The 17,615-nt window shown below is 70.1% G+C and carries 20 protein-coding genes; 11 read left to right on the forward strand and 9 right to left on the reverse strand.

Annotated elements, in window-relative coordinates:
• The first annotated feature begins 24 nt into the window (after nucleotides 1-24).
• From F6B42_RS13000 to groL, 4 genes are all read left to right on the forward strand, one after another.
• Nucleotides 25-267: a DUF3263 domain-containing protein gene (locus F6B42_RS13000; protein ID WP_150420101.1), complete on the forward strand. Its 243-nt coding sequence runs from the start codon at nucleotides 25-27 to the stop codon at nucleotides 265-267.
• Between the two features lie 29 nt (nucleotides 268-296).
• Entirely contained in the window at nucleotides 297-911 is a 615-nt protein-coding gene (locus F6B42_RS13005) for a LytR C-terminal domain-containing protein (RefSeq protein WP_150420102.1), read from the forward strand.
• Between the two features lie 136 nt (nucleotides 912-1,047).
• The gene (locus F6B42_RS13010; RefSeq protein ID WP_150420103.1) at nucleotides 1,048-1,251 is read left to right on the forward strand and encodes a cold-shock protein; all 204 of its coding nucleotides are present in this window, start codon (nucleotides 1,048-1,050) and stop codon (nucleotides 1,249-1,251) included.
• 170 nt (nucleotides 1,252-1,421) lie between these two features.
• Nucleotides 1,422-3,041: a chaperonin GroEL gene (groL, locus tag F6B42_RS13015; protein ID WP_150420104.1), complete on the forward strand. Its 1,620-nt coding sequence runs from the start codon at nucleotides 1,422-1,424 to the stop codon at nucleotides 3,039-3,041.
• A gap of 66 nt (nucleotides 3,042-3,107) precedes the next feature.
• On the opposite strand, the gene F6B42_RS13020 is transcribed toward groL, so the two are convergent.
• The 3 genes from F6B42_RS13020 to F6B42_RS13030 all read right to left on the reverse strand — a co-directional run bounded on the left by F6B42_RS13020 (nucleotide 3,108) and on the right by F6B42_RS13030 (nucleotide 6,006).
• Complete coding sequence (locus F6B42_RS13020; RefSeq protein ID WP_150420105.1) at nucleotides 3,108-3,395, reverse strand: WXG100 family type VII secretion target; 288 nt, start codon at nucleotides 3,393-3,395, stop codon at nucleotides 3,108-3,110.
• A gap of 126 nt (nucleotides 3,396-3,521) precedes the next feature.
• The gene (locus F6B42_RS13025; protein WP_150420106.1) at nucleotides 3,522-5,195 is read right to left on the reverse strand and encodes a sensor histidine kinase; all 1,674 of its coding nucleotides are present in this window, start codon (nucleotides 5,193-5,195) and stop codon (nucleotides 3,522-3,524) included.
• Nucleotides 5,196-5,313: 118 nt separating this feature from the next.
• Complete coding sequence (locus F6B42_RS13030) at nucleotides 5,314-6,006, reverse strand: response regulator transcription factor (RefSeq protein WP_150420107.1); 693 nt, start codon at nucleotides 6,004-6,006, stop codon at nucleotides 5,314-5,316.
• An 89-nt stretch (nucleotides 6,007-6,095) separates the two neighbouring features.
• Here F6B42_RS13030 and F6B42_RS13035 point away from each other — a divergent pair, with 89 nt between their 5' ends.
• A complete protein-coding gene (locus F6B42_RS13035; RefSeq protein WP_223878498.1) occupies nucleotides 6,096-7,094 on the forward strand; it encodes a CPBP family intramembrane glutamic endopeptidase in 999 nt (332 codons plus the stop codon).
• 27 nt (nucleotides 7,095-7,121) lie between these two features.
• On the opposite strand, the gene F6B42_RS13040 is transcribed toward F6B42_RS13035, so the two are convergent.
• The 3 genes from F6B42_RS13040 to F6B42_RS13050 form a co-directional block, all read right to left on the reverse strand.
• Entirely contained in the window at nucleotides 7,122-8,765 is a 1,644-nt protein-coding gene (locus tag F6B42_RS13040) for a DNA repair helicase XPB (protein WP_150420109.1), read from the reverse strand.
• A 66-nt stretch (nucleotides 8,766-8,831) separates the two neighbouring features.
• The gene (locus F6B42_RS13045; protein ID WP_150420110.1) at nucleotides 8,832-10,574 is read right to left on the reverse strand and encodes a helicase-associated domain-containing protein; all 1,743 of its coding nucleotides are present in this window, start codon (nucleotides 10,572-10,574) and stop codon (nucleotides 8,832-8,834) included.
• 1 nt (nucleotide 10,575) lies between these two features.
• Nucleotides 10,576-10,851: a multidrug ABC transporter ATPase gene (locus F6B42_RS13050; RefSeq protein ID WP_150420111.1), complete on the reverse strand. Its 276-nt coding sequence runs from the start codon at nucleotides 10,849-10,851 to the stop codon at nucleotides 10,576-10,578.
• Nucleotides 10,852-10,960: 109 nt separating this feature from the next.
• On the opposite strand from F6B42_RS13050, the gene F6B42_RS13055 reads away from it, so the two are divergent.
• Nucleotides 10,961-11,344, forward strand: coding sequence for a cold-shock protein (locus tag F6B42_RS13055; protein ID WP_150420112.1), 384 nt, complete (start codon nucleotides 10,961-10,963; stop codon nucleotides 11,342-11,344).
• Entirely contained in the window at nucleotides 11,328-11,975 is a 648-nt protein-coding gene (locus F6B42_RS13060) for a DUF3027 domain-containing protein (protein WP_150420113.1), read from the forward strand. The genes F6B42_RS13055 and F6B42_RS13060 overlap by 17 nt, the downstream gene beginning before the upstream one ends.
• A 75-nt stretch (nucleotides 11,976-12,050) precedes the next feature.
• Here F6B42_RS13060 and serC read toward each other — a convergent pair whose 3' ends face one another.
• Nucleotides 12,051-13,163 carry a phosphoserine transaminase gene (gene serC / locus F6B42_RS13065; protein ID WP_150420114.1) on the reverse strand — a complete coding sequence of 371 codons (1,113 nt, stop codon included), beginning with the start codon at nucleotides 13,161-13,163 and terminating at the stop codon, nucleotides 12,051-12,053.
• Nucleotides 13,164-13,262: 99 nt separating this feature from the next.
• On the opposite strand from serC, the gene F6B42_RS13070 reads away from it, so the two are divergent.
• Entirely contained in the window at nucleotides 13,263-13,958 is a 696-nt protein-coding gene (locus tag F6B42_RS13070) for a metal-dependent transcriptional regulator (RefSeq protein WP_150420115.1), read from the forward strand.
• On the opposite strand, the gene F6B42_RS13075 is transcribed toward F6B42_RS13070, so the two are convergent.
• Both F6B42_RS13075 and F6B42_RS13080 read right to left on the reverse strand, forming a co-directional pair.
• On the reverse strand, nucleotides 13,945-14,625 hold the full coding sequence (locus tag F6B42_RS13075) for an aquaporin (RefSeq protein WP_150420116.1): 681 nt from the start codon (nucleotides 14,623-14,625) through the stop codon (nucleotides 13,945-13,947). The two genes, F6B42_RS13070 and F6B42_RS13075, sit on opposite strands and share 14 nt — an antisense overlap.
• A 3-nt stretch (nucleotides 14,626-14,628) precedes the next feature.
• Nucleotides 14,629-14,979 (reverse strand): ArsR/SmtB family transcription factor, encoded by a 351-nt coding sequence (locus F6B42_RS13080; RefSeq protein ID WP_150420117.1) that lies wholly within the window; start codon nucleotides 14,977-14,979, stop codon nucleotides 14,629-14,631.
• Between the two features lie 102 nt (nucleotides 14,980-15,081).
• Here F6B42_RS13080 and F6B42_RS13085 point away from each other — a divergent pair, with 102 nt between their 5' ends.
• The 3 genes from F6B42_RS13085 to F6B42_RS13095 all read left to right on the forward strand — a co-directional run bounded on the left by F6B42_RS13085 (nucleotide 15,082) and on the right by F6B42_RS13095 (nucleotide 17,484).
• Nucleotides 15,082-15,483 carry an arsenate reductase ArsC gene (locus F6B42_RS13085; protein WP_150420118.1) on the forward strand — a complete coding sequence of 134 codons (402 nt, stop codon included), beginning with the start codon at nucleotides 15,082-15,084 and terminating at the stop codon, nucleotides 15,481-15,483.
• 400 nt (nucleotides 15,484-15,883) lie between these two features.
• Nucleotides 15,884-16,609, forward strand: coding sequence for a M23 family metallopeptidase (locus tag F6B42_RS13090; RefSeq protein ID WP_223878499.1), 726 nt, complete (start codon nucleotides 15,884-15,886; stop codon nucleotides 16,607-16,609).
• A 377-nt stretch (nucleotides 16,610-16,986) separates the two neighbouring features.
• A complete protein-coding gene (locus F6B42_RS13095; RefSeq protein WP_150420120.1) occupies nucleotides 16,987-17,484 on the forward strand; it encodes an HNH endonuclease in 498 nt (165 codons plus the stop codon).
• The last annotated feature ends 131 nt before the right edge of the window (nucleotides 17,485-17,615 follow it).

Below are 17,615 nucleotides of genomic sequence, written 5' to 3' on the forward strand. Positions count from 1 at the left end.
CGGTCGCGGGCATAGCGTTGTGGCGTGCCTCTCTCCGACCGCGACCGCCGGCTCCTCGACTTCGAGGCGCGCTGGAACGGCCACAGCGGTGCGAAGGAGGAGGCCGTCCGCTCGGATCTCGGGCTGACCCCGGCGCGGTACTACCAGCTCCTGGGGCGTCTCATCGAGACGGCGGATGCCGTCGCCGCCGAGCCCCTGCTCGTGCACCGACTGCGGCGGCTGCGCGACGCGGGTGAGCGCTCGCACTCCCATCGACCCGCCATGTGACACCGACCGCCGACAGATAGCATTCCCTGGTGCCGAGAACGACATACCCGAAAGACCGCTTCGACGAGCTGCCCGACGGTTCCGAGCGGGTCGGTGCCCACCGAGCGGAGAACCCGCGGCTGCGTGCGGGTCTGCTGTTCTTCTGGTCGATCGTCGCGATCCTCGTCCTCGTCGGCGCCGGGATCTTCGGCACGCTGCTCGTGACCGGACGGGTCGCGCTCTTCCCGTCGACGGAGCAGTCGGCCGGGCCGACGGAAGCGCCGCCGGAGGCGGCCGAGCCCGTCGTCGACACGACCTACCCGGTCCTCATCCTCAACGCGACCCCGCAGCGCGGGCTCGCGAACGCGCTCCGCGACACCGTGGTCGGCGCCGGCTGGGACACGGGCATCGTCGATGCGGGCGAGGCGGGATCGCAGGACTTCGCGACCACCACGATCTACTACCTCGACGCCGCCGACGAAGGCGCCGCCCGCGGTCTCGCGCAGGTCATCGGAGGGGCGAACGTCGAGCTGAGCGACGCGTACCCCGGGACGGTGGGCGAGGGCGGCAGCGCCGGCAAGCAGCTGACGATCGTCATCGGGCTCGATCGGTCCGACGGCTCGACCGGCACGGACGAGACCGACGGGGCCGACAACGAGGGCTGACGGCGAGGCTCACGCGGTGCGTGTTTCACGCTCGTGAAGATCTCGATGCGGCCGTGTCAACAGTGCCCGGAAATGCCCGGTCGCGGCATCCGCGCCTGCATATCCTGACGCTGTCCCACAGCCTCAGGAGATTCGCATGACCCAGGGAACCGTCAAGTGGTTCAACGCCGAGAAGGGCTTCGGCTTCATCACCGTCACCGACGGTCAGGACGTCTTCGTCCACTACTCCAACATCGAGATGAGCGGATTCCGCGTCCTCGAGGAGGGGCAGGCGGTGGAATTCACCGTCGGCTCCGGACAGAAGGGGCCGCAGGCGGAGTCGGTGCGGCCGCTCGCCTGAACCACGGCTGACGAACGACGGAGCGCGCCGCGATGCCGGCGCGCTCCGTCGTTTCGTCGCCCGGCACGGCGGCTTGCACTCCCCATGGGCGAGTGCCAGAATGATTTAGCACTCGCAATCGTCGAGTGCCAACAGACTGACAGCCACTGGTCCGGAGGGACGACACACACATGGCAAAGATCATCGCTTTCGACGAGGAGGCCCGCCGTGGCCTCGAGCGCGGCCTGAACATCCTGGCCGACGCCGTCAAGGTGACGCTCGGCCCGCGCGGTCGCAACGTCGTGCTCGAGAAGAAGTGGGGCGCTCCCACGATCACGAACGACGGCGTCTCGATCGCTAAGGAGATCGAGCTCGACGACCCGTACGAGAAGATCGGCGCGGAGCTCGTCAAGGAGGTCGCCAAGAAGACCGACGACGTCGCCGGTGACGGAACCACCACCGCGACCGTCCTCGCTCAGGCGCTCGTCCGCGAAGGCCTGCGCAACGTCGCAGCCGGCGCCGACCCCATCTCGCTCAAGAAGGGCATCGAGAAGGCCGTCAAGGCCATCACCGAGCAGCTTCTCGCGGACGCCAAGGAGGTCGAGTCCAAGGAGCAGATCGCCGCCACCGCCTCGATCTCGGCCGCCGACGCCTCGATCGGCGAGCTCATCGCCGAGGCGATCGACAAGGTCGGCAAGGAGGGTGTCGTCACCGTCGAGGAGTCGAACACCTTCGGCACCGAGCTCGAGCTGACCGAGGGCATGCGTTTCGACAAGGGTTACATCAACCCCTACTTCGTCACCGACCCGGAGCGCCAGGAGGCGGTCTTCGAGGACCCGTACATCCTCATCGCGAACCAGAAGATCTCGAACATCAAGGACCTTCTGCCGATCGTCGACAAGGTGATCCAGGAGGGCAAGGAGCTCCTCATCATCGCCGAGGACGTCGAGGGCGAAGCTCTCGCGACGCTGGTTCTGAACAAGATCCGCGGCATCTTCAAGTCGGCCGCCGTCAAGGCTCCCGGCTTCGGCGACCGTCGCAAGGCGCAGCTGCAGGACATCGCGATCCTCACCGGTGGTCAGGTCATCACCGAAGAGGTCGGCCTCAAGCTCGAGAACGCGACCGTCGACCTGCTCGGCCGCGCGCGCAAGGTCATCATCACGAAGGACGAGACCACGATCATCGAGGGCGCCGGCGACTCCGGTCAGCTCGAGGGTCGCGTCACGCAGATCCGTCGCGAGATCGACAACACCGACAGCGACTACGACCGCGAGAAGCTCCAGGAGCGTCTCGCCAAGCTCGCCGGTGGCGTCGCCGTCATCAAGGCGGGCGCTGCGACCGAGGTCGAGCTCAAGGAGCGCAAGCACCGCATCGAGGACGCCGTCCGCAACGCGAAGGCCGCCGTCGAAGAGGGTGTCGTCGCCGGTGGTGGCGTCGCGCTGATCCAGGCCGGCAAGCACGCCTTCGCCGGGCTCGAGCTCTCGGGCGACGAGGCGACCGGTGCGAACATCGTGCGCGTCGCCATCGAGGCTCCGCTCAAGCAGATCGCCCTCAACGCCGGCCTCGAGCCGGGCGTCGTCGCCAACAAGGTGGCCGAGCTCGAGGTCGGCTTCGGCCTCAACGCGGCGACCGGCGAGTACGGCGACCTGTTCGCGCAGGGCATCATCGACCCCGCCAAGGTCACGCGCTCGGCGCTGCAGAACGCGGCCTCGATCGCCGGCCTGTTCCTGACGACCGAGGCGGTCGTCGCCGACAAGCCCGAGAAGGTCGCGGCTCCGGCCGGCGACCCCACGGGTGGCATGGACTTCTGAGTCCGGACACAGCCCAGCAGAACGGCCCCTCCTTCGGGAGGGGCCGTTCCGCGTTCCGGTGCGCTCTCAGCGGAAGAGCCCTGTGGCGGCCTGCTCCGCCTGCAGGTACTGCTGACCCGCCGTGTCGAGCGCGGCCGCGATGTCGGCCAGAGCCGTCTCGACCTCGCGCTGCGCGGCGCTCCAGCGCTCGGCGACGCTCTGGAACGCGAGAGCGGCGCCGCCCGTCCACGATGACTGGAGCTGGACGAGCTGCGCCATCATCGCGGCCGTGTCGCTCTCGATGCGGCTCGCGGTTCCGCGGATGCCGGCCGTGGCGGTGAGGACGGCGTCGCTGTCGACGGAGAAAACGGTCATGCGGTACTCCCTCTCTCGGATGCCGTCACGCTACGGTGCGCGCTCCGAGCACCGAGGCCGGCGGCATCCGGTCGGGGAGAACCACGTCGCCGCGGCGATCGGGGAGGGACGCTTCTCGTCCGGGTCTCAGCCCGCGGAGGTCGGCGCCGTGTCGTCCGTGTCCGTGCTGCGCCGGTCGTCGCGCGCCCGGGCCTCGGGCCGGAGCCGCGGCAGCGGCTGCGTCTCGATCCACAGGTGCTCAGCCGCCTCCCGCCGATCGGCGAGGGGGAACGAGACGCGGAACGTCGCACCCCCGCCGGGCGTGCTCTGGACGTCGATGGCGCCGTGGAGGGCTTCGACGATCGAGGCGACGATCGAGAGGCCCAGCCCCGACCCGCCGGTCTCGCGGGTGCGCGAGGTGTCGGCGCGCCAGAAGCGCTGGAAGATCTTCTGCCGCAGCTGCTCGGGGATGCCCTCCCCGTGGTCGATGACCGAGATCCATCCCATGCGGCTCGCGCCGTCGACGCCGACGGCGATCTCGATCGGCGTCCCCGCCGGGCTGTACCGGCGGGCGTTGCCCAGGAGGTTCGCGACGACCTGGCGGATGCGGTTCTCGTCGCCCAGGACGACCGGGGCCAGCGGCGAGGACGCGGGCTGGAGAAGGGGCTGCTCGCCCGTCGCGGCGCTCTCGCGCGGGCGCCGGCGCAGTCGCGAGAGCCCGCTCGTCGCGAGCGTCCGCGTCGGCGTCGGTCGCCGCTTCGCGCCCCGTGGCGTCTCGGCCGGGTCCGGGAGCGGCGCGACGGTCATCGCACCCGAGAACTCCAGCACGTCGATCGCGCGTTCGGGGTCCGACGCTCGGGTGTCGAGTGCGGCATCCCGCGCGATGGGACGCAGATCGACGGGGGCGACGACCAGGTCGCGGCGCTCGTCGAGGCGGGCGAGCGCGAGGAGGTCCTCGACGAGGCCGCCCATGCGCATCGCCTCCTTCTCGATGCGCTCCATCGCCTGCGCGGTGTTCTCGGCGTCGGTGATGGCGCCCATGCGGTAGAGCTCGGCGTACCCGCGGACGGTGACCAGGGGCGTCCGAAGCTCGTGGCTCGCGTCGCCGATGAAGCGGCGCATCTGCCGCACGGTGGCGTCGCGTTCGGCGAGGGCGGTGTCGATGCGGTCGAGCATCGCATTGATGGCGATCTTCAGCCGGCCGACCTCGGTCGCCGGCGCGATGTCGCCCATGCGCTGGCTGAAGTCGCCGGTCGCGATGGTCATCGCGGTCTCTTCGACCTGCCCGAGACTCCGGAATGTCAGCGTCACGAGGGCGCGCGTGCCGAGCGCTCCGGCGATGAGGATGAGGGCGGCCAGCACCGTGTAGATGCTGATGAAGTTCGCCACGGTCTGCGTCACCGACGTCAGCGGGAGCGCGACCAGCTGGGTGTACGACAGCCGGGATCCCTCGATCTCGAGCACGTCGACGCTCGCGTGGAATGTGCCCGATCCCTCGACGGCGGCGAGCTCGAACGGCTCCGTGCCCTTCACGACCGTGCGATCGAGCGGGAAGGTGTCGGGCACCGCGGGCTCGGAGAGGCCCGTGCCGCCGGCGACCTCGAGCAGGGTGCCCTCGGGGGAGTAGACGGCGACGATGAAGTTGGTCGGCGGGGCGTCCTCGTTGGCCGTGAACTCGGCCACGCCGTCGGTGACGTTCACCTCCATGACCGTGCTGGCCAGGTCGGTCGGCACGAGGGAGCGGAGGCTGCTGTCGAGCGTGGAGATCTGCGAGTTGCGCAGGAAGATCATCGTCCCGGTGCCCGCGGCGATGAGTCCCATCGCCAGAAGCGTCACGGTGACGCCCGTGACCTTCGCGCGCAGACTGATGCCGCGCCACCAGCGGGTGACGCGGTCGGTCTTGGGCGCGTTCAGGATGCCGCTCCCCGCCGCCGGCGGATCACGCCGACTTGTCGGCCTTGAGCATGTACCCGAAACCGCGCTTGGTCTGGATGAGCGGCTCGGAGGAGTGCGGATCGATCTTGCGGCGCAGGTACGAGATGTAGCTCTCCACGATGCCGGCGTCGCCGTTGAAGTCGTACTCCCAGACGTGATCGAGGATCTGGGCCTTGCTGAGGACGCGGTTCGGGTTCAGCATGAGGTAGCGCAGCAGCTTGAACTCGGTGGGCGACAGATCGATCGACGCGTCGCCGACGTGGACGTCGTGGGTGTCCTGATCCATCGTCAGCTCGCCGGAGCGGATGATCGACTCCTCGTCGGCCTGCATCGTGCGGCGGAGGATCGCCTGGATGCGCGCGACGATCTCGTCGAGGCTGAACGGCTTGGTGACGTAGTCGTCGCCGCCCGCGTTCAGGCCCTCGATCTTGTCCTCGGTCTCGTCCTTCGCGGTGAGGAACAGGATCGGCGCGGTGTACCCGGCACCCCGCAGCCGCTTCGTGACGCTGAACCCGTTCATGTCGGGCAGCATCACGTCGAGCACGATGAGATCGGGTTCTTCCTCGAGCACGGCGGAGATGGTCTGGGCGCCGTTGCCGACGGCTCGGACCTGATAGCCGGCGAACTTCAGGCCCGTGATCAGCAGGTCCCGGATGTTCGGTTCGTCGTCCACGACGAGGATGCGCGGTGCTGTCATGAACTCATACTGGCACCGGAATCGATCCGTTTGCTGGATATCGCGCCGCGATGCCACGACCTGGTAGGTCGACGCGGGAGGATGGGAGCATGCCCCGACCGATCGACGCCGACCGTCTCGCCTTCCATCGGCTCGTCTTCGCGCGTCGCCGATCGGGCTGGTGGACGCCGCTCGCCGTCGGGGCGCTGGGGCTCGTCTTCTACCTCGTGATGCTCGGCGTCGTGCTGGTCGTCACCCTGGTCCTGACCCTCGCGGGCGGACCGGCGGCGGACGCGGTCGAGCAGCTGTCGACGGGCGCGATCCTCGACACTTCGTCGCCGTTCGCCCTCGCCCTCGCGCTCGGCACGATCGCCCTGATGCTGCCGGCGTACGTGCTCGCCTCCCGGATCGTGAACGGGCCCCGGGTCGGCTTCGTGACCGCGGTCTACGGGCGGATGAGGTGGCGGTGGCTGCTCGTGTGCGGCGGCCTCTCCGTCGCGACCGTCGTCGTCGTGACGGCGATCTCGCTCCTGCTGCCCGCGGACGACGCCGGTGCCGATGCCGGTCCGTCGGGCGCGACGGTGTGGGTCAGCCTCGTGGTGATCCTGCTGCTCGTCCCGGTGCAGGCGACGGCGGAGGAGTACGTCTTCCGCGGGTATCTCATGCAGGCGATCGGGCGGTGGCTGCGGCATCCGCTCTTCGCGATCCTGCTGCCGGTGCCGCTTTTCGTCATCGGCCACCTCTACGACCCGGTCGGTCAGGTCGGGGTGGGCGCGTTCGCCGTCGCAGCCGGATGGCTCACGTGGCGGACGGGCGGGCTCGAGGCCGCGATCGCCCTGCACGTCGTCAACAATCTGCTGGCGTTCTCGTTCGACCTCGCCGGACGCGGGGATGCCGCGGCGACCGAGGTCGGCTGGACGAGCCTCGTCACGAGCCTGCTCCTCATCGGGCTCTACTGCGCCGCCGTCGAGCTGGTGCTGCGCCGGCGCCCGATCACGCGGACGTACCGGATGGCGCGTCCGCCGCTGCCGGCGCCGATCCCGATGCCGACTCCGACCGCGACCGTGCCGCTCCCCGGCGAGCCGCGGCCGAACCTCACCCGTCCGTAGGACCGGGCCGCGCCGGACCGCGTGGTCTCACGCCGCGGCGACCGCGTCGCCGTCGAGGATCGTGTAGCTGTATCCCTGCTCGGCGAGGAACCGCTGACGGTTCTGGGCGAAGTCCTGGTCGACCGTGTCGCGCGCGATGAGCGTGTAGAAGCTCGCCGTGTGACCGTTCGACTTCGGGCGCAGAAGGCGACCGAGGCGCTGCGCCTCCTCCTGCCGCGAGCCGAACGATCCCGACACCTGGATGGCGACCGATGCGTCGGGGAGGTCGATCGAGAAGTTGGCGACCTTCGAGACGATGAGCACGGGGACCTCTCCCGTGCGGAACGCGTCGTAGAGCTCTTCGCGCTCGTCGACGGGCGTCGCACCGGTGATCTTCGGCGCACCGAGCGCTTCGGACAGCACGTCGATCTGGTCGAGGTACTGGCCGATCACGAGGATCTGCTCGCCCGGATGCTTGGCCACGAGATCCCGTACGACGCCGATCTTGGCGTGCGCGGTGGCCGCGAGGCGGTAGCGCTCGTCGTCTGCCGAGGCGGCGTACTCGAGGCGGTCGCCGTCGGGCAGGTCGACGCGGACCTCGTAGCAGACGGCGGGGGAGATGAACCCCTGCGCCTCGATCTCCTTCCACGGCGCGTCGAAGCGCTTGGGTCCGATCAGGCTGAACACATCGCCCTCGCGGCCGTCCTCGCGGACGAGCGTCGCGGTGAGCCCGAGGCGCCGACGTGCCTGCAGGTCGGCCGTCAGCTTGAACACCGGGGCCGGCAGCAGGTGCACCTCGTCGTAGACGACGAGACCCCAGTCGAGGGCGTCGAGCAGCGCCAGGTGGGCGTACTCGCCCTTCCGCTTCGCCGTGAGGATCTGGTACGTCGCGATGGTGACCGGCTTGATCTCCTTCGACTGGCCGGAGTACTCGCCGATCTCCTCGGGCGTCAGGCTGGTGCGCCTGAGCAGCTCATTGCGCCACTGCCGGGCGCTTACGGTGTTCGTCACGAGGATGAGCGTCGTCGTCTTGGTGTCGGCCATCGCGGCCGCGCCCACGAGGGTCTTGCCGGCGCCGCAGGGGAGCACGACCACTCCCGAGCCGCCCTCGGAGAAGATGTCGACGGCCTTCCGCTGGTAGGGGCGGAGGGTCCAGCCGTCCTCGTTCAGCTCGATCTCGTGCGGCGTGCCCGGGGTGAAGCCCGCGAGGTCCTCGGCCGGCCATCCGATCTTGAGCAGCTCCTGCTTGATCTGACCGCGCGCCCAGGCGTCGATGACATAGGAGTCGGGCGTGGGATGGCCGAGGAGCAGCGGCTGGATGCGCTTGTTGCGCGTGACCTCGGCGAGGACGGCGGGGTCGGTCGAGCGCAGGACGAGCGTGCCCTCGGCATCGCGCTCGATCACGAGTCTTCCGTAGCGGTTCACCGTCTCGCGGATGTCCATCGACACCGACGGCGGCACGGGGAACCGCGACCACCGGTCGAGGGTCGCGAGCATGTCCTCCGCGTCGTGCCCGGCGGCGCGGGCGTTCCACAGGCCGAGCCGGGTGATGCGGTACGTGTGGATGTGCTCGGGAGCGCGTTCGAGCTCGGCGAAGATCGCCAGCTCGTGCCGCGCGTCCTCCGCGTTCGCGTGGGCGACCTCGAGCAGGACGGTGCGGTCGCTCTGGACGATCAGGGGGCCATCAGCCATAGCGAGCCAGTCTACCGGTGACGCGTGCGGGTCGGCCCGCGTCGTCACCGTCGGAAGCGTATGGGCTCAGGGAAGCCGGACGGCGGAGATGCTCGAGACCGGCAGGGTGCGCTCGACGTCGGCGGCGCGGTCGCGTCCGCGCAGGCGCCCGCCGCCGAGGCCGGTCGCCTCCAGGACGAAATCCCGCGCCGCGCCGTCGGGCAGCCGCACCGTGACGACGACGACGGCGCGCGCACGGACGGCGTGCTCGAGCTCCCGCACCAGCCAGGCGGCCTCGTCATCGGTGCCGCGCGCTCCGCGCAGCCGTGCGACGAGGTCGTCGTGGCGCGGTCGTTCCGGCTCGGGTGCCGCGGCCAGTCGGAGCCGCCGCAGGACGCGCGATTGCCCGTCGGCGTCGACGGCCACCACCGGGTACCGTGCGTCGCTCAGCATCCAGAACACCGTGTCGAGCGAGCTGCGGCTCACGAGCGCGCCGGTCTCGCCGACGAGTCCGAGGGGTCGGAGGGCCTGATCGACGCGCAGCGTGTCGAGGAGCGGCTCGTCGGCTTCGACGCGGGTGCCGCCGTCGGCGTTCGCCCGGACGCGGATGCGACCGTGTCGCGCCGCGGCGCGCTCGAGCTCGTACGCGAGGGGCTGCGGCAGGCCGGTGAGCGAGATCGTCCGCAGGAACTCGGTGAGGGATGCCGCATCCTCGCCCGCTGCCAGGGCTGCACCGATCGATTCGGCCGAGAACCGGTAGGTCGAGGCCTGCGCGCGGGACTCCCGCTTCGCCGCCCGGCGCAGCCGCGCGTCGATCGCCGGCTCGAGGGGGCCGGGCGCGATCGCGGTCAGGTCGTTCTGCAGGAAGATGCGGTCGACCTCTCCGGGCAGCAGGTCGGTGAGGAGGGCGGTGTCGACCGGGCCGCCGGCCACGAACTTCGTCGACCATCCGCTCGGCCGTCCGGCCGCGTCGATGATGGCCCAGGCGCGCCAGCGATCGGCGAGACCGCGGGCGCGCGCGGCCCAGGACGGGTCGAGGGGGTAGGCGCGCTCCCACTCGCCGGCGTCGAGCACCTCGCCGCGCGATCCGCGCAGCGCCGGGGGGAGGGCGTCCCGGAGGTGCTGCGCGATGCTCACCCATCGATCGACGGTGTTCCGGGTCAGCCAGGCGGCCCCGTCGGCGGTGACGCGCCAGTCGCGCTCGGCGGAGCGCAGCAGCTCCGCCTCCGCGCCGATCGCCACGAGCTGTTCGGCGGTCTCGGCATCGTCTGCCGCTCCGAGCTCGATGAGGCGGCGGCGGTCGCTCGCACCGAGCGTGCCGGCACCCGTGCGGGCCAGGGGCGCGGGACCCGTCGCATGGATGACGTCGGCGAGGGCGGCGACGACCGCGAAGGCGCGCTCGGCGAGCTGTGCGTCGTTCTCGGTACCCGACGCCGAGGCGATCGCGTCGGTCGCGGGCCGCGCGGCCGGCTCCCGCTCCGCCTCTGTCGTCGCCGCGGTCGTCAGCGCCGGCCACGCGTCGGCGACCGAGCCATACGGCGTCCCGTCGGGTCGCACGAAGGCCCGAGCCACGAGGGAGTCGCGCTCGGGTCCCGCGGCGACGCTGCCGCCGGTGGCGACGGCGTCGCCCAGAGCGGCGACCAGGTCGCGAGACAGCAGTGCGGCCCCGCGCGCGATCGAGGCCGATTCCAGCAAGGCCTCGGCGGCGTCGAAGAAGTCGTTCCAGCCCGGCGCCGCGGGCACCTGGCGCGCCGCGAAGAGGTCCGTCAGGACGCGATCATCGGCGGATGCGAGCCAGCTCGCGAGCGCACGCGCGTCGACGGGTGACACGTCACCGGCCCTTGTTGGCCCGGCCCCGTCGCACGAAGGTCATGATGAGCACCGTCAGGAGCAGGGCGAACGCGACGGGCGGTGCGACGTAGACGATCGCGCTCACGGTCGGCCAGATGCCGGCACCGAAGTCGGCCTGTTCCATCCCGGTCGCGGTCCCGATGATGATGGCGAAGAAGCACACGATCGCCAGCAGCAGCAGCCCGAGCGACATGAACGCCAGGATGCGGTCGATTCGGCGGACCGGCAGGTCATCGCTCGGCGCGGGAGTGCTCATCCGCACCAGCGTAGCGGTTCGCGCCCGTGGCGTAGTCTGGAGGTCGGGGCGGAGCGCCCCGGCACTCAGCCCCACCCGCCACGGCGGGCCGTCTCAGCGAGGTATCCACATGCCCACCGGCAAGGTCAGGTTCTACGACGACGAGAAGGGGTTCGGCTTCATCTCCACCGATGACGGCCAGGACGTCTTCCTGCACGCCACCGCCCTTCCCGCCGGCACCGATTCGCTCAAGCCCGGCACCCGTCTCGAGTTCGGCGTCGCCGACGGCAAGCGCGGTCTCCAGGCGCTCGCGGTCCGCGTGCTCGAAGCTCCCGTGAGCCTCAGCAAGCGCAACCGCAAGCCTGCGGACGACATGGCGATCATCGTCGAGGACCTCGTCAAGCTGCTCGACGGCATCGGCGCGGACCTGCGTCGCGGTCGCTACCCCAGCGCCGGCCACGGCAAGAAGATCGCCGCCGTGCTGCGCAAGGTCGCCGATGACCTCGACGCCTGAGTCGGTGGACGAGCGGCTCACCACCGCCCACGACCTCGCTCTGGCCGCGCTGCGCGAGGTCACCCCCGCGACGACGGTCGGCGACCCGGTCGACTACGTGATCGAAGCCGACGGTGTCGTGTCGCTGCGCTTCGCCACCACTCTCCCGGGTTATCCCGGCTGGCTGTGGACCGTGAGCGTCGCGGTGGTTCCCGACTCCGAGCCGACCGTGCTCGAAGTGGAGCTGCTGCCCACCGAGGGCGCGCTGCTCGCGCCCGAGTGGGTGCCGTGGGCCGTGCGTCTGGCCGACTACCAGGCCGCACAGGCCGCTGCGGCCGAGAACGCCGAGGACGACGACGCCGACGACCTCGATGACGAAGACGACGAGGTCGAGAACGATCTCGACGACCACATCGTCGATGACGACGACCTCGACGACGACGATGACGAGGTGGATGCCGATGACTTCGCCGACGGCAGCACCGCCGTCACGCACGGCGGCGACGTCGACGGCGTCGACATCGACGAGCTCGACGACTCGGACGAGGACGACGACTCGGACGACGACTCCGACGAGGACGACGACTCCGACGAGGATGACGACTCGGGCGACGACGATTCCGATCACGACGAGTCGCCATACGAGCGCTGAGCTCGACGTCTCGACAACGAAGAACGGATGCCGCGAGTTGCGGCATCCGTTCTTCGTTTCACCCTGACGACGAGGTCAGAGGCGTTCGATCGTGTAGTCGATGCACTTGATCAGCTGGCGCACGTCGTCGGGATCGATCGACACGAAGGTCGCGACGCGGAGCTGATTGCGGCCGAGCTTGCGGTAGGGCTCGGTGTCGACGATGCCGTTGCCGCGCAGGCTCTTCGCGACCGCTGCCGCGTCGACCGAGTCGTCGAAGTCGATCGTGACGACGACGGGGGAGCGGTCGGCGGGGTCGGCGACGAACGGCGTCGCGTACGACGAGGCGTCCGCCCATTCGTAGAGCGCGTTCGACGACTCCGCCGTGCGATCGGCCGCCCACTGCAGTCCGCCGTTGCTGTGGATCCACTCGAGCTGCTTGTCGAGGAGGTACAGCGTCGCGACGGCCGGGGTGTTGAGGGTCTGGTTCAGGCGCGAGTTGTCGAGCGCGTTCTTCAGGCTCAGGAACTCGGGGATGTAGCGCCCGGATGCCGCGATCCGCTCGATGCGCTCGATCGCCGCCGGCGACACCGCCGCGAACCAGATGCCGCCGTCCGAGCCGAGGTTCTTCTGCGGGGCGAAGTAGTACACGTCGCACTGCGACACCGAGAAGTCGATGCCGCCCGCGGCGCTTGTCGCGTCGATGACGGTCAGGGCGCCGTCGTCGCCGACGACCCGCTCGACGGGCGCCGCGACGCCGGTCGAGGTCTCGTTGTGCGGCCAGGCGTAGACGTCGACGCCCTCGACGGCCTCGGCGCGCACACTGGTGCCGGGCTCGCTCTTGCGGATGTCGGGGGCGTCGAGCCAGGGCGCTTCGGCGGCTGCGCCGAACTTGCCGCCGAACTCGCCGAAGACGAGGTTCTGGCTGCGCTTCTCGATGAGGCCGAATGCCGCGGCATCCCAGAACGCCGTCGACCCGCCGTTGCCGAGGATGATCTCGTAGCCCTTGGGCAGACGCAGGAGGTCGGACAGACCCGAACGCGCCTGGCCGACCAGGCTCTTCACGGGCGACTGGCGGTGCGACGTGCCGAGCAGGATCGAGCCGGGACCCGAGAGGGCCGCGACCTGTTCCGGGCGGATCTTCGCGGGACCGCAGCCGAAGCGACCGTCGCGGGGAAGGATGTCTCGAGGCAGGGTGACATGCGCCATGAGGCGATTCTAGGGGGCGGGCGCTGCTCCTCTCGCGCCGTCGTCGGTGGCAACGGATAGGGTTGAGTCCCCACCATCGCGCGCAAGGCAAAGGCTGAGATGACCGACCTCATCGACACGACAGAGATGTATCTGCGGACCATCCTCGAGCTCGAAGAAGAGGCGATCGTGCCTCTGCGCGCGCGCATCTCCGAGCGGCTCGGCCACTCCGGACCGACGGTGTCGCAGACCGTCGGTCGCATGGAGCGCGACGGTCTCGTCGTCGTGTCGGAGGACCGCTCGCTCGAGCTGACCGACAGCGGCCGGCAGAAGGCCGTCGACGTGATGCGCAAGCACCGCCTCGCCGAGCGTCTGCTCAGCGACGTCATCGGCCTCGATTGGGCGTACGTCCACGAAGAGGCGTGCCGGTGGGAGCACGTCATGAGCGAACTCGTCGAGCGCCGTCTCATCGAGCTGCTCGGCCACCCGACCGAGTCGCCCTACGGCAATCCGATCCCGGGACTCGACCAGCTCGGCGACGTTCCGGCGCGCACCTTCGACGACGGCGTCGTCGGCCTCGTGCGCCTGCTCAACGAGGCGGGCGGCCCGATCACGGCGACCGTCCGCCGCCTCGCCGAGCCGGCGCAGGTCGATCCCGAGCTCCTGCAGCAGCTGCGGGCGGCGGGCGTGGTACCCGGCGGCACCGGCACCTTCCAGTTCTCCGAGGGCTACGTCCTCGTGCAGATGGACGGCAACGGCGAGGGGCTCGAGCTTCCCGTCGAGGTCGCCTCGCACATCTTCCTCACCCGATCCTGACACCGTCGCGGCGCTGGATCGGAGCGAGCAGCAGCACAAGCGCCCACCCGAGTGCGCCGCCCGAGAGCTGCGCGGCGACGTACATCACTGCGCTGCCCGGAGCGATGCCGGCGAAGGTGTCGGAGAAGACCCGTCCGGCTGTCACGGCGGGGTTCGCGAAGGATGTGGAGCTGGTGAACCAGTAGGCGGCGCCGATGTAAGCCGCTACCGCGGGCGCGGCGTATCTCGCGCGACCTGTTCGAGCCAGGACGAACACGACCACGACGAGACCCGCCGTCGCCACCACTTCGGAGAGTGCGTGCGACCACGTGAGCCTCTCGTTCGAGCTGACGCTCACCGCGTCGAGTCCGAACATGGCGTTCGCGAGGATCGCGCCGCCGACGGCTCCCGCGATCTGTGCCGGGACGTACGCGAGCACATCCCGCCAACGCCGGTAGCCCAGGGCGGCGTCGACGACGGACACCACCGGATTGAAGTGTGCGCCGCTGATGGGCTGGAAGACGACGATGAGCACGAACAGGCCCGCCGTCGTCGCCAGAGCATTCTCCAAAAGCTGGAGGCCGGCATCAGCCGGCGAGAGCCGCGAGGCAGCGATGCCGGAGCCCACGACGACGGTGACCAGTCCGAGGGTTCCGATGAACTCTGCGGCTACCCCGCGGGAGGACACCGGCTAGACCGTCGCGAGCAGCGCGGCGACGCCATCGAGCGAGCCCGGCACGAGCCGGTAGTACGCCCACGTGCCGCGCTTGGAACGGGACAGGAACCCGGCATCGGTGAGCACACGCAGGTGGTGCGAGACCGTCGGCTGCGAGAGGCCGAGCGGCTCGGTGAGATCGCAGACGCATGCTTCATCGCCCTCGTGGGATGCGACCATCGAGATCAAGCGCAAGCGAGCCGGATCGGCGAGCGCACGCAGCGTTCTCGCCAGCGACTCGGCGTTGTCCGCACCGATGGGTTCGCGCGTGAGCGGCGCGCAACATGCTTGGAGGTCGCGCACGGGCAGCAGTTCACCGACGGGCATGAACATAGACAAACATCAATATTGACAGCTGTCTATGTCCGCGCGCAGACTGGCCACGCCGAGCGCCGGGGAGAGCCCGGTCCGACCCGAGGAGTACGAGAGATGCCGGAGACACCCACCGTCCTGTTCGTCTGCGTCCACAACGCGGGACGCTCGCAGATGGCCGCAGGCTACCTGCGCGAACTCGCGGGAGGCCGCGTGCGGGTGCTGTCGGCCGGCAGCGAGCCCGCGGATCGGATCAACCCGGTCGCCGTCGCCGCCATGGCGGAGGAAGGCGTCGACATCACCGCGAACACGCCGCAGATCCTCACGACGGACGACGTGCGCGCATCGGATGTCGTCATCACCATGGGATGCGGCGACGCCTGCCCGATCTTCCCCGGCAAGCGCTACGAGGACTGGACGCTCGAGGACCCGGCCGGTCAGGACCTCGACGCGGTGCGCCCCATCCGCGACGACATCCGGGCGCGGGTCGAGGCGCTCATCGCCGAGCTCGCAATCTGATCGGTCGCCGCATGCGCGTCTTCGCCGGGGACGGGAACGTGACTTATTCGTTACCTTCCGGTAGCCTCGAGAAGTCTCCAGGCGAGAAGCCCGCCCGAGACCGCTGCGCGGATTGCCTTTTCGGCTCGTCGTCCGCCCGGTGACACCCGAACGTCGCGTGCCCGTCACGCAGTACCGACGAGCCAGCGCCCAGAAGGCGCGGAGGCGCCGGAGGACTGATTTGGCTGAACACAACGATTCGTCGGCAGACACGCCCGAAGTCGACCCGACGAGTCCCGACCGTCCCGGTCGAGCGATGCGCATCGGATTCCGACGCCCCGTCGCTAAGACCGCGGGAACGGTCGCCACGACAACTCGCGCCGCGCGCCGGCGCAGCGTCCAGCATCCCGTTCGCAGCACCGTGACCCTCGCGGCCGTCGTCGGCCTCGTCGCCACCGTCGCGATCCCCGCCTTCGCCGCCGTCCGCGGCGAGACGGCCGAGGCGCAGACGCTGCAGCAGGTCGCCGCGAGCAACGCGCAGTCGCTCGTCGTCGGCTCCGAGGCGGCTCCGGCAGCCCTCGACCGCAGCGGCTTCACGGCGACCACGCCGGAGGAGATCCAGAAGAAGAAGGACCAGGAGGCAGCCGAGAAGGCCGCCGCCGAGGCTCTCGCCCGCCGCCTCTCCGCCGCCAGCTCGACCGCCTCCTCGTCGTCGTCGTCGACCTACAGCGACCCGATCCCGCTCGTCGCTCCCGGCTCGGGCCTCGTGCGCCGGCCGCTCATGAGCTTCAACAACTTCGGCACCCCGTACGCCGGGCACCGCGGCACCGACTACATGGTCGGCGGCGGCACGCCGATCTACTCCGTCGCCGACGGCACCGTCGTCGCGTCGAGCGAGAGCGGCCCGGGGTGGGGCGTCTACGTCAAGGTCGCGCACAACATCAACGGCGTGAACGTGACGAGCCTCTACGCGCACATGACCTACGGCACCCGTGCCGTCCAGGTCGGCGACACCGTCAGCGCGGGTCAGCTGCTCGGCCAGGTGGGCGACACCGGCCGCGCGTTCGGCACGCACCTGCACCTCGAGATCGTCGTCGACGGCACCTATGTCAACGCGGAGAACTGGCTCGTCACCAACGGCGCCTGATCCCCTCGTCCGAACGGCCGGAGCGCATCGCGCCTCCGGCCGTTCGCATGTGCGGGAGGAGCGCGGTCGCGCCCGGGAGGACACGCTCCGATTCGTTCATCCCGCGTTGGCCTCCGTCCGGCCGGGGTGTATTACCCTGATCCCGACACTCGCGTACGTCGAGGGGGAGCCGATGGGACATCAACCAGGCATTCGAACCGTGAATGCTCTCGGTCGCTACGTCCTGCGGCATCGTGTGCACACCTGCGGCCTCGGCCGTGATTCAAGGCGCTGTCTTCATGACGGCGCCTTTTTTCGTGCTCGCTCCCGTTCAGCACGCGCGGCGTCACTCGCATCGGACAACCGCTGAAGCCGTCAGGGCGGTTCGAGAGGACATCATGCGCACACTGGTTCTGAACGCCGGATACGAGCCGCTCGCGGTCGTCTCCTTCCGCCGAGCACTGATCCTGGTCATGAACGACAAGGCCACGGTCATCGAGCACGACGACCGAGATCCGGTCCTCGGGATCGACGGCGTCTACGACAGACCGGCGGTGATCGTGCTGACCCGCTACGTGCGCATTCCGAACGTGCGCCGCGTGCCGGTGACGCGTCGGGGCGTCCTGCGCCGGGATGCGCACCGCTGCGCCTACTGCGGCAAGGCGGCCACGACGATCGATCACGTGCTGCCGCGCTCGCGCGGGGGCAGCAACTCGTGGGAGAACCTCGTCGCGTGCTGTCTGCGATGCAACAACGCCAAGAGCGACCACACCCCGCAGGAGATGGGGTGGGCGCTGCGCTGGGCGCCGCAGCCGCCTCGCGGCGCGCACTGGACGGTGCGCGGCACCGAGCGCACCGACCCCAGCTGGGAGCCGTACCTGACCCTCGCGGCGTAGCCGTCGGCCGGTGGCGGCCGCGCTGCGGTCGGTGCTGACGTCGGGTGTGCGGCGCAGGTTTGTGCGTGAGGCGCGGTCTTTTCCGCGCCTCATGTATGGAACTGCGCCTGATCCCGTCCCCACCGTTGGGC

The sequence above is a fragment of the Microbacterium radiodurans genome, from assembly GCF_008710705.1.
GTDB lineage: Bacteria > Actinomycetota > Actinomycetes > Actinomycetales > Microbacteriaceae > Microbacterium > Microbacterium radiodurans.

Bases quoted from the DNA above. Each gene is read 5' to 3' on its own strand.
- F6B42_RS13010 (WP_150420103.1), top strand. From the start codon at position 1,048: ATGACCCAGGGAACCGTCAAGTGGTTCAACGCCGAGAAGGGCTTCGGC.
- groL (WP_150420104.1), top strand. From the start codon at position 1,422: ATGGCAAAGATCATCGCTTTCGACGAGGAGGCCCGCCGTGGCCTCGAG.
- F6B42_RS13020 (WP_150420105.1), bottom strand. From the start codon at position 3,395: ATGACCGTTTTCTCCGTCGACAGCGACGCCGTCCTCACCGCCACGGCC.
- F6B42_RS13025 (WP_150420106.1), bottom strand. From the start codon at position 5,195: ATGGGACTCATCGCCGCGGGCACCGGGACGATGATCTTCCTGCGCAAC.
- F6B42_RS13030 (WP_150420107.1), bottom strand. From the start codon at position 6,006: ATGACAGCACCGCGCATCCTCGTCGTGGACGACGAACCGAACATCCGG.
- F6B42_RS13035 (WP_223878498.1), top strand. From the start codon at position 6,096: ATGCCCCGACCGATCGACGCCGACCGTCTCGCCTTCCATCGGCTCGTC.
- F6B42_RS13040 (WP_150420109.1), bottom strand. From the start codon at position 8,765: ATGGCTGATGGCCCCCTGATCGTCCAGAGCGACCGCACCGTCCTGCTC.
- F6B42_RS13050 (WP_150420111.1), bottom strand. From the start codon at position 10,851: ATGAGCACTCCCGCGCCGAGCGATGACCTGCCGGTCCGCCGAATCGAC.
- F6B42_RS13055 (WP_150420112.1), top strand. From the start codon at position 10,961: ATGCCCACCGGCAAGGTCAGGTTCTACGACGACGAGAAGGGGTTCGGC.
- F6B42_RS13060 (WP_150420113.1), top strand. From the start codon at position 11,328: ATGACCTCGACGCCTGAGTCGGTGGACGAGCGGCTCACCACCGCCCAC.
- serC (WP_150420114.1), bottom strand. From the start codon at position 13,163: ATGGCGCATGTCACCCTGCCTCGAGACATCCTTCCCCGCGACGGTCGC.
- F6B42_RS13070 (WP_150420115.1), top strand. From the start codon at position 13,263: ATGACCGACCTCATCGACACGACAGAGATGTATCTGCGGACCATCCTC.
- F6B42_RS13080 (WP_150420117.1), bottom strand. From the start codon at position 14,979: ATGCCCGTCGGTGAACTGCTGCCCGTGCGCGACCTCCAAGCATGTTGC.
- F6B42_RS13085 (WP_150420118.1), top strand. From the start codon at position 15,082: ATGCCGGAGACACCCACCGTCCTGTTCGTCTGCGTCCACAACGCGGGA.
- F6B42_RS13095 (WP_150420120.1), top strand. From the start codon at position 16,987: ATGCGCACACTGGTTCTGAACGCCGGATACGAGCCGCTCGCGGTCGTC.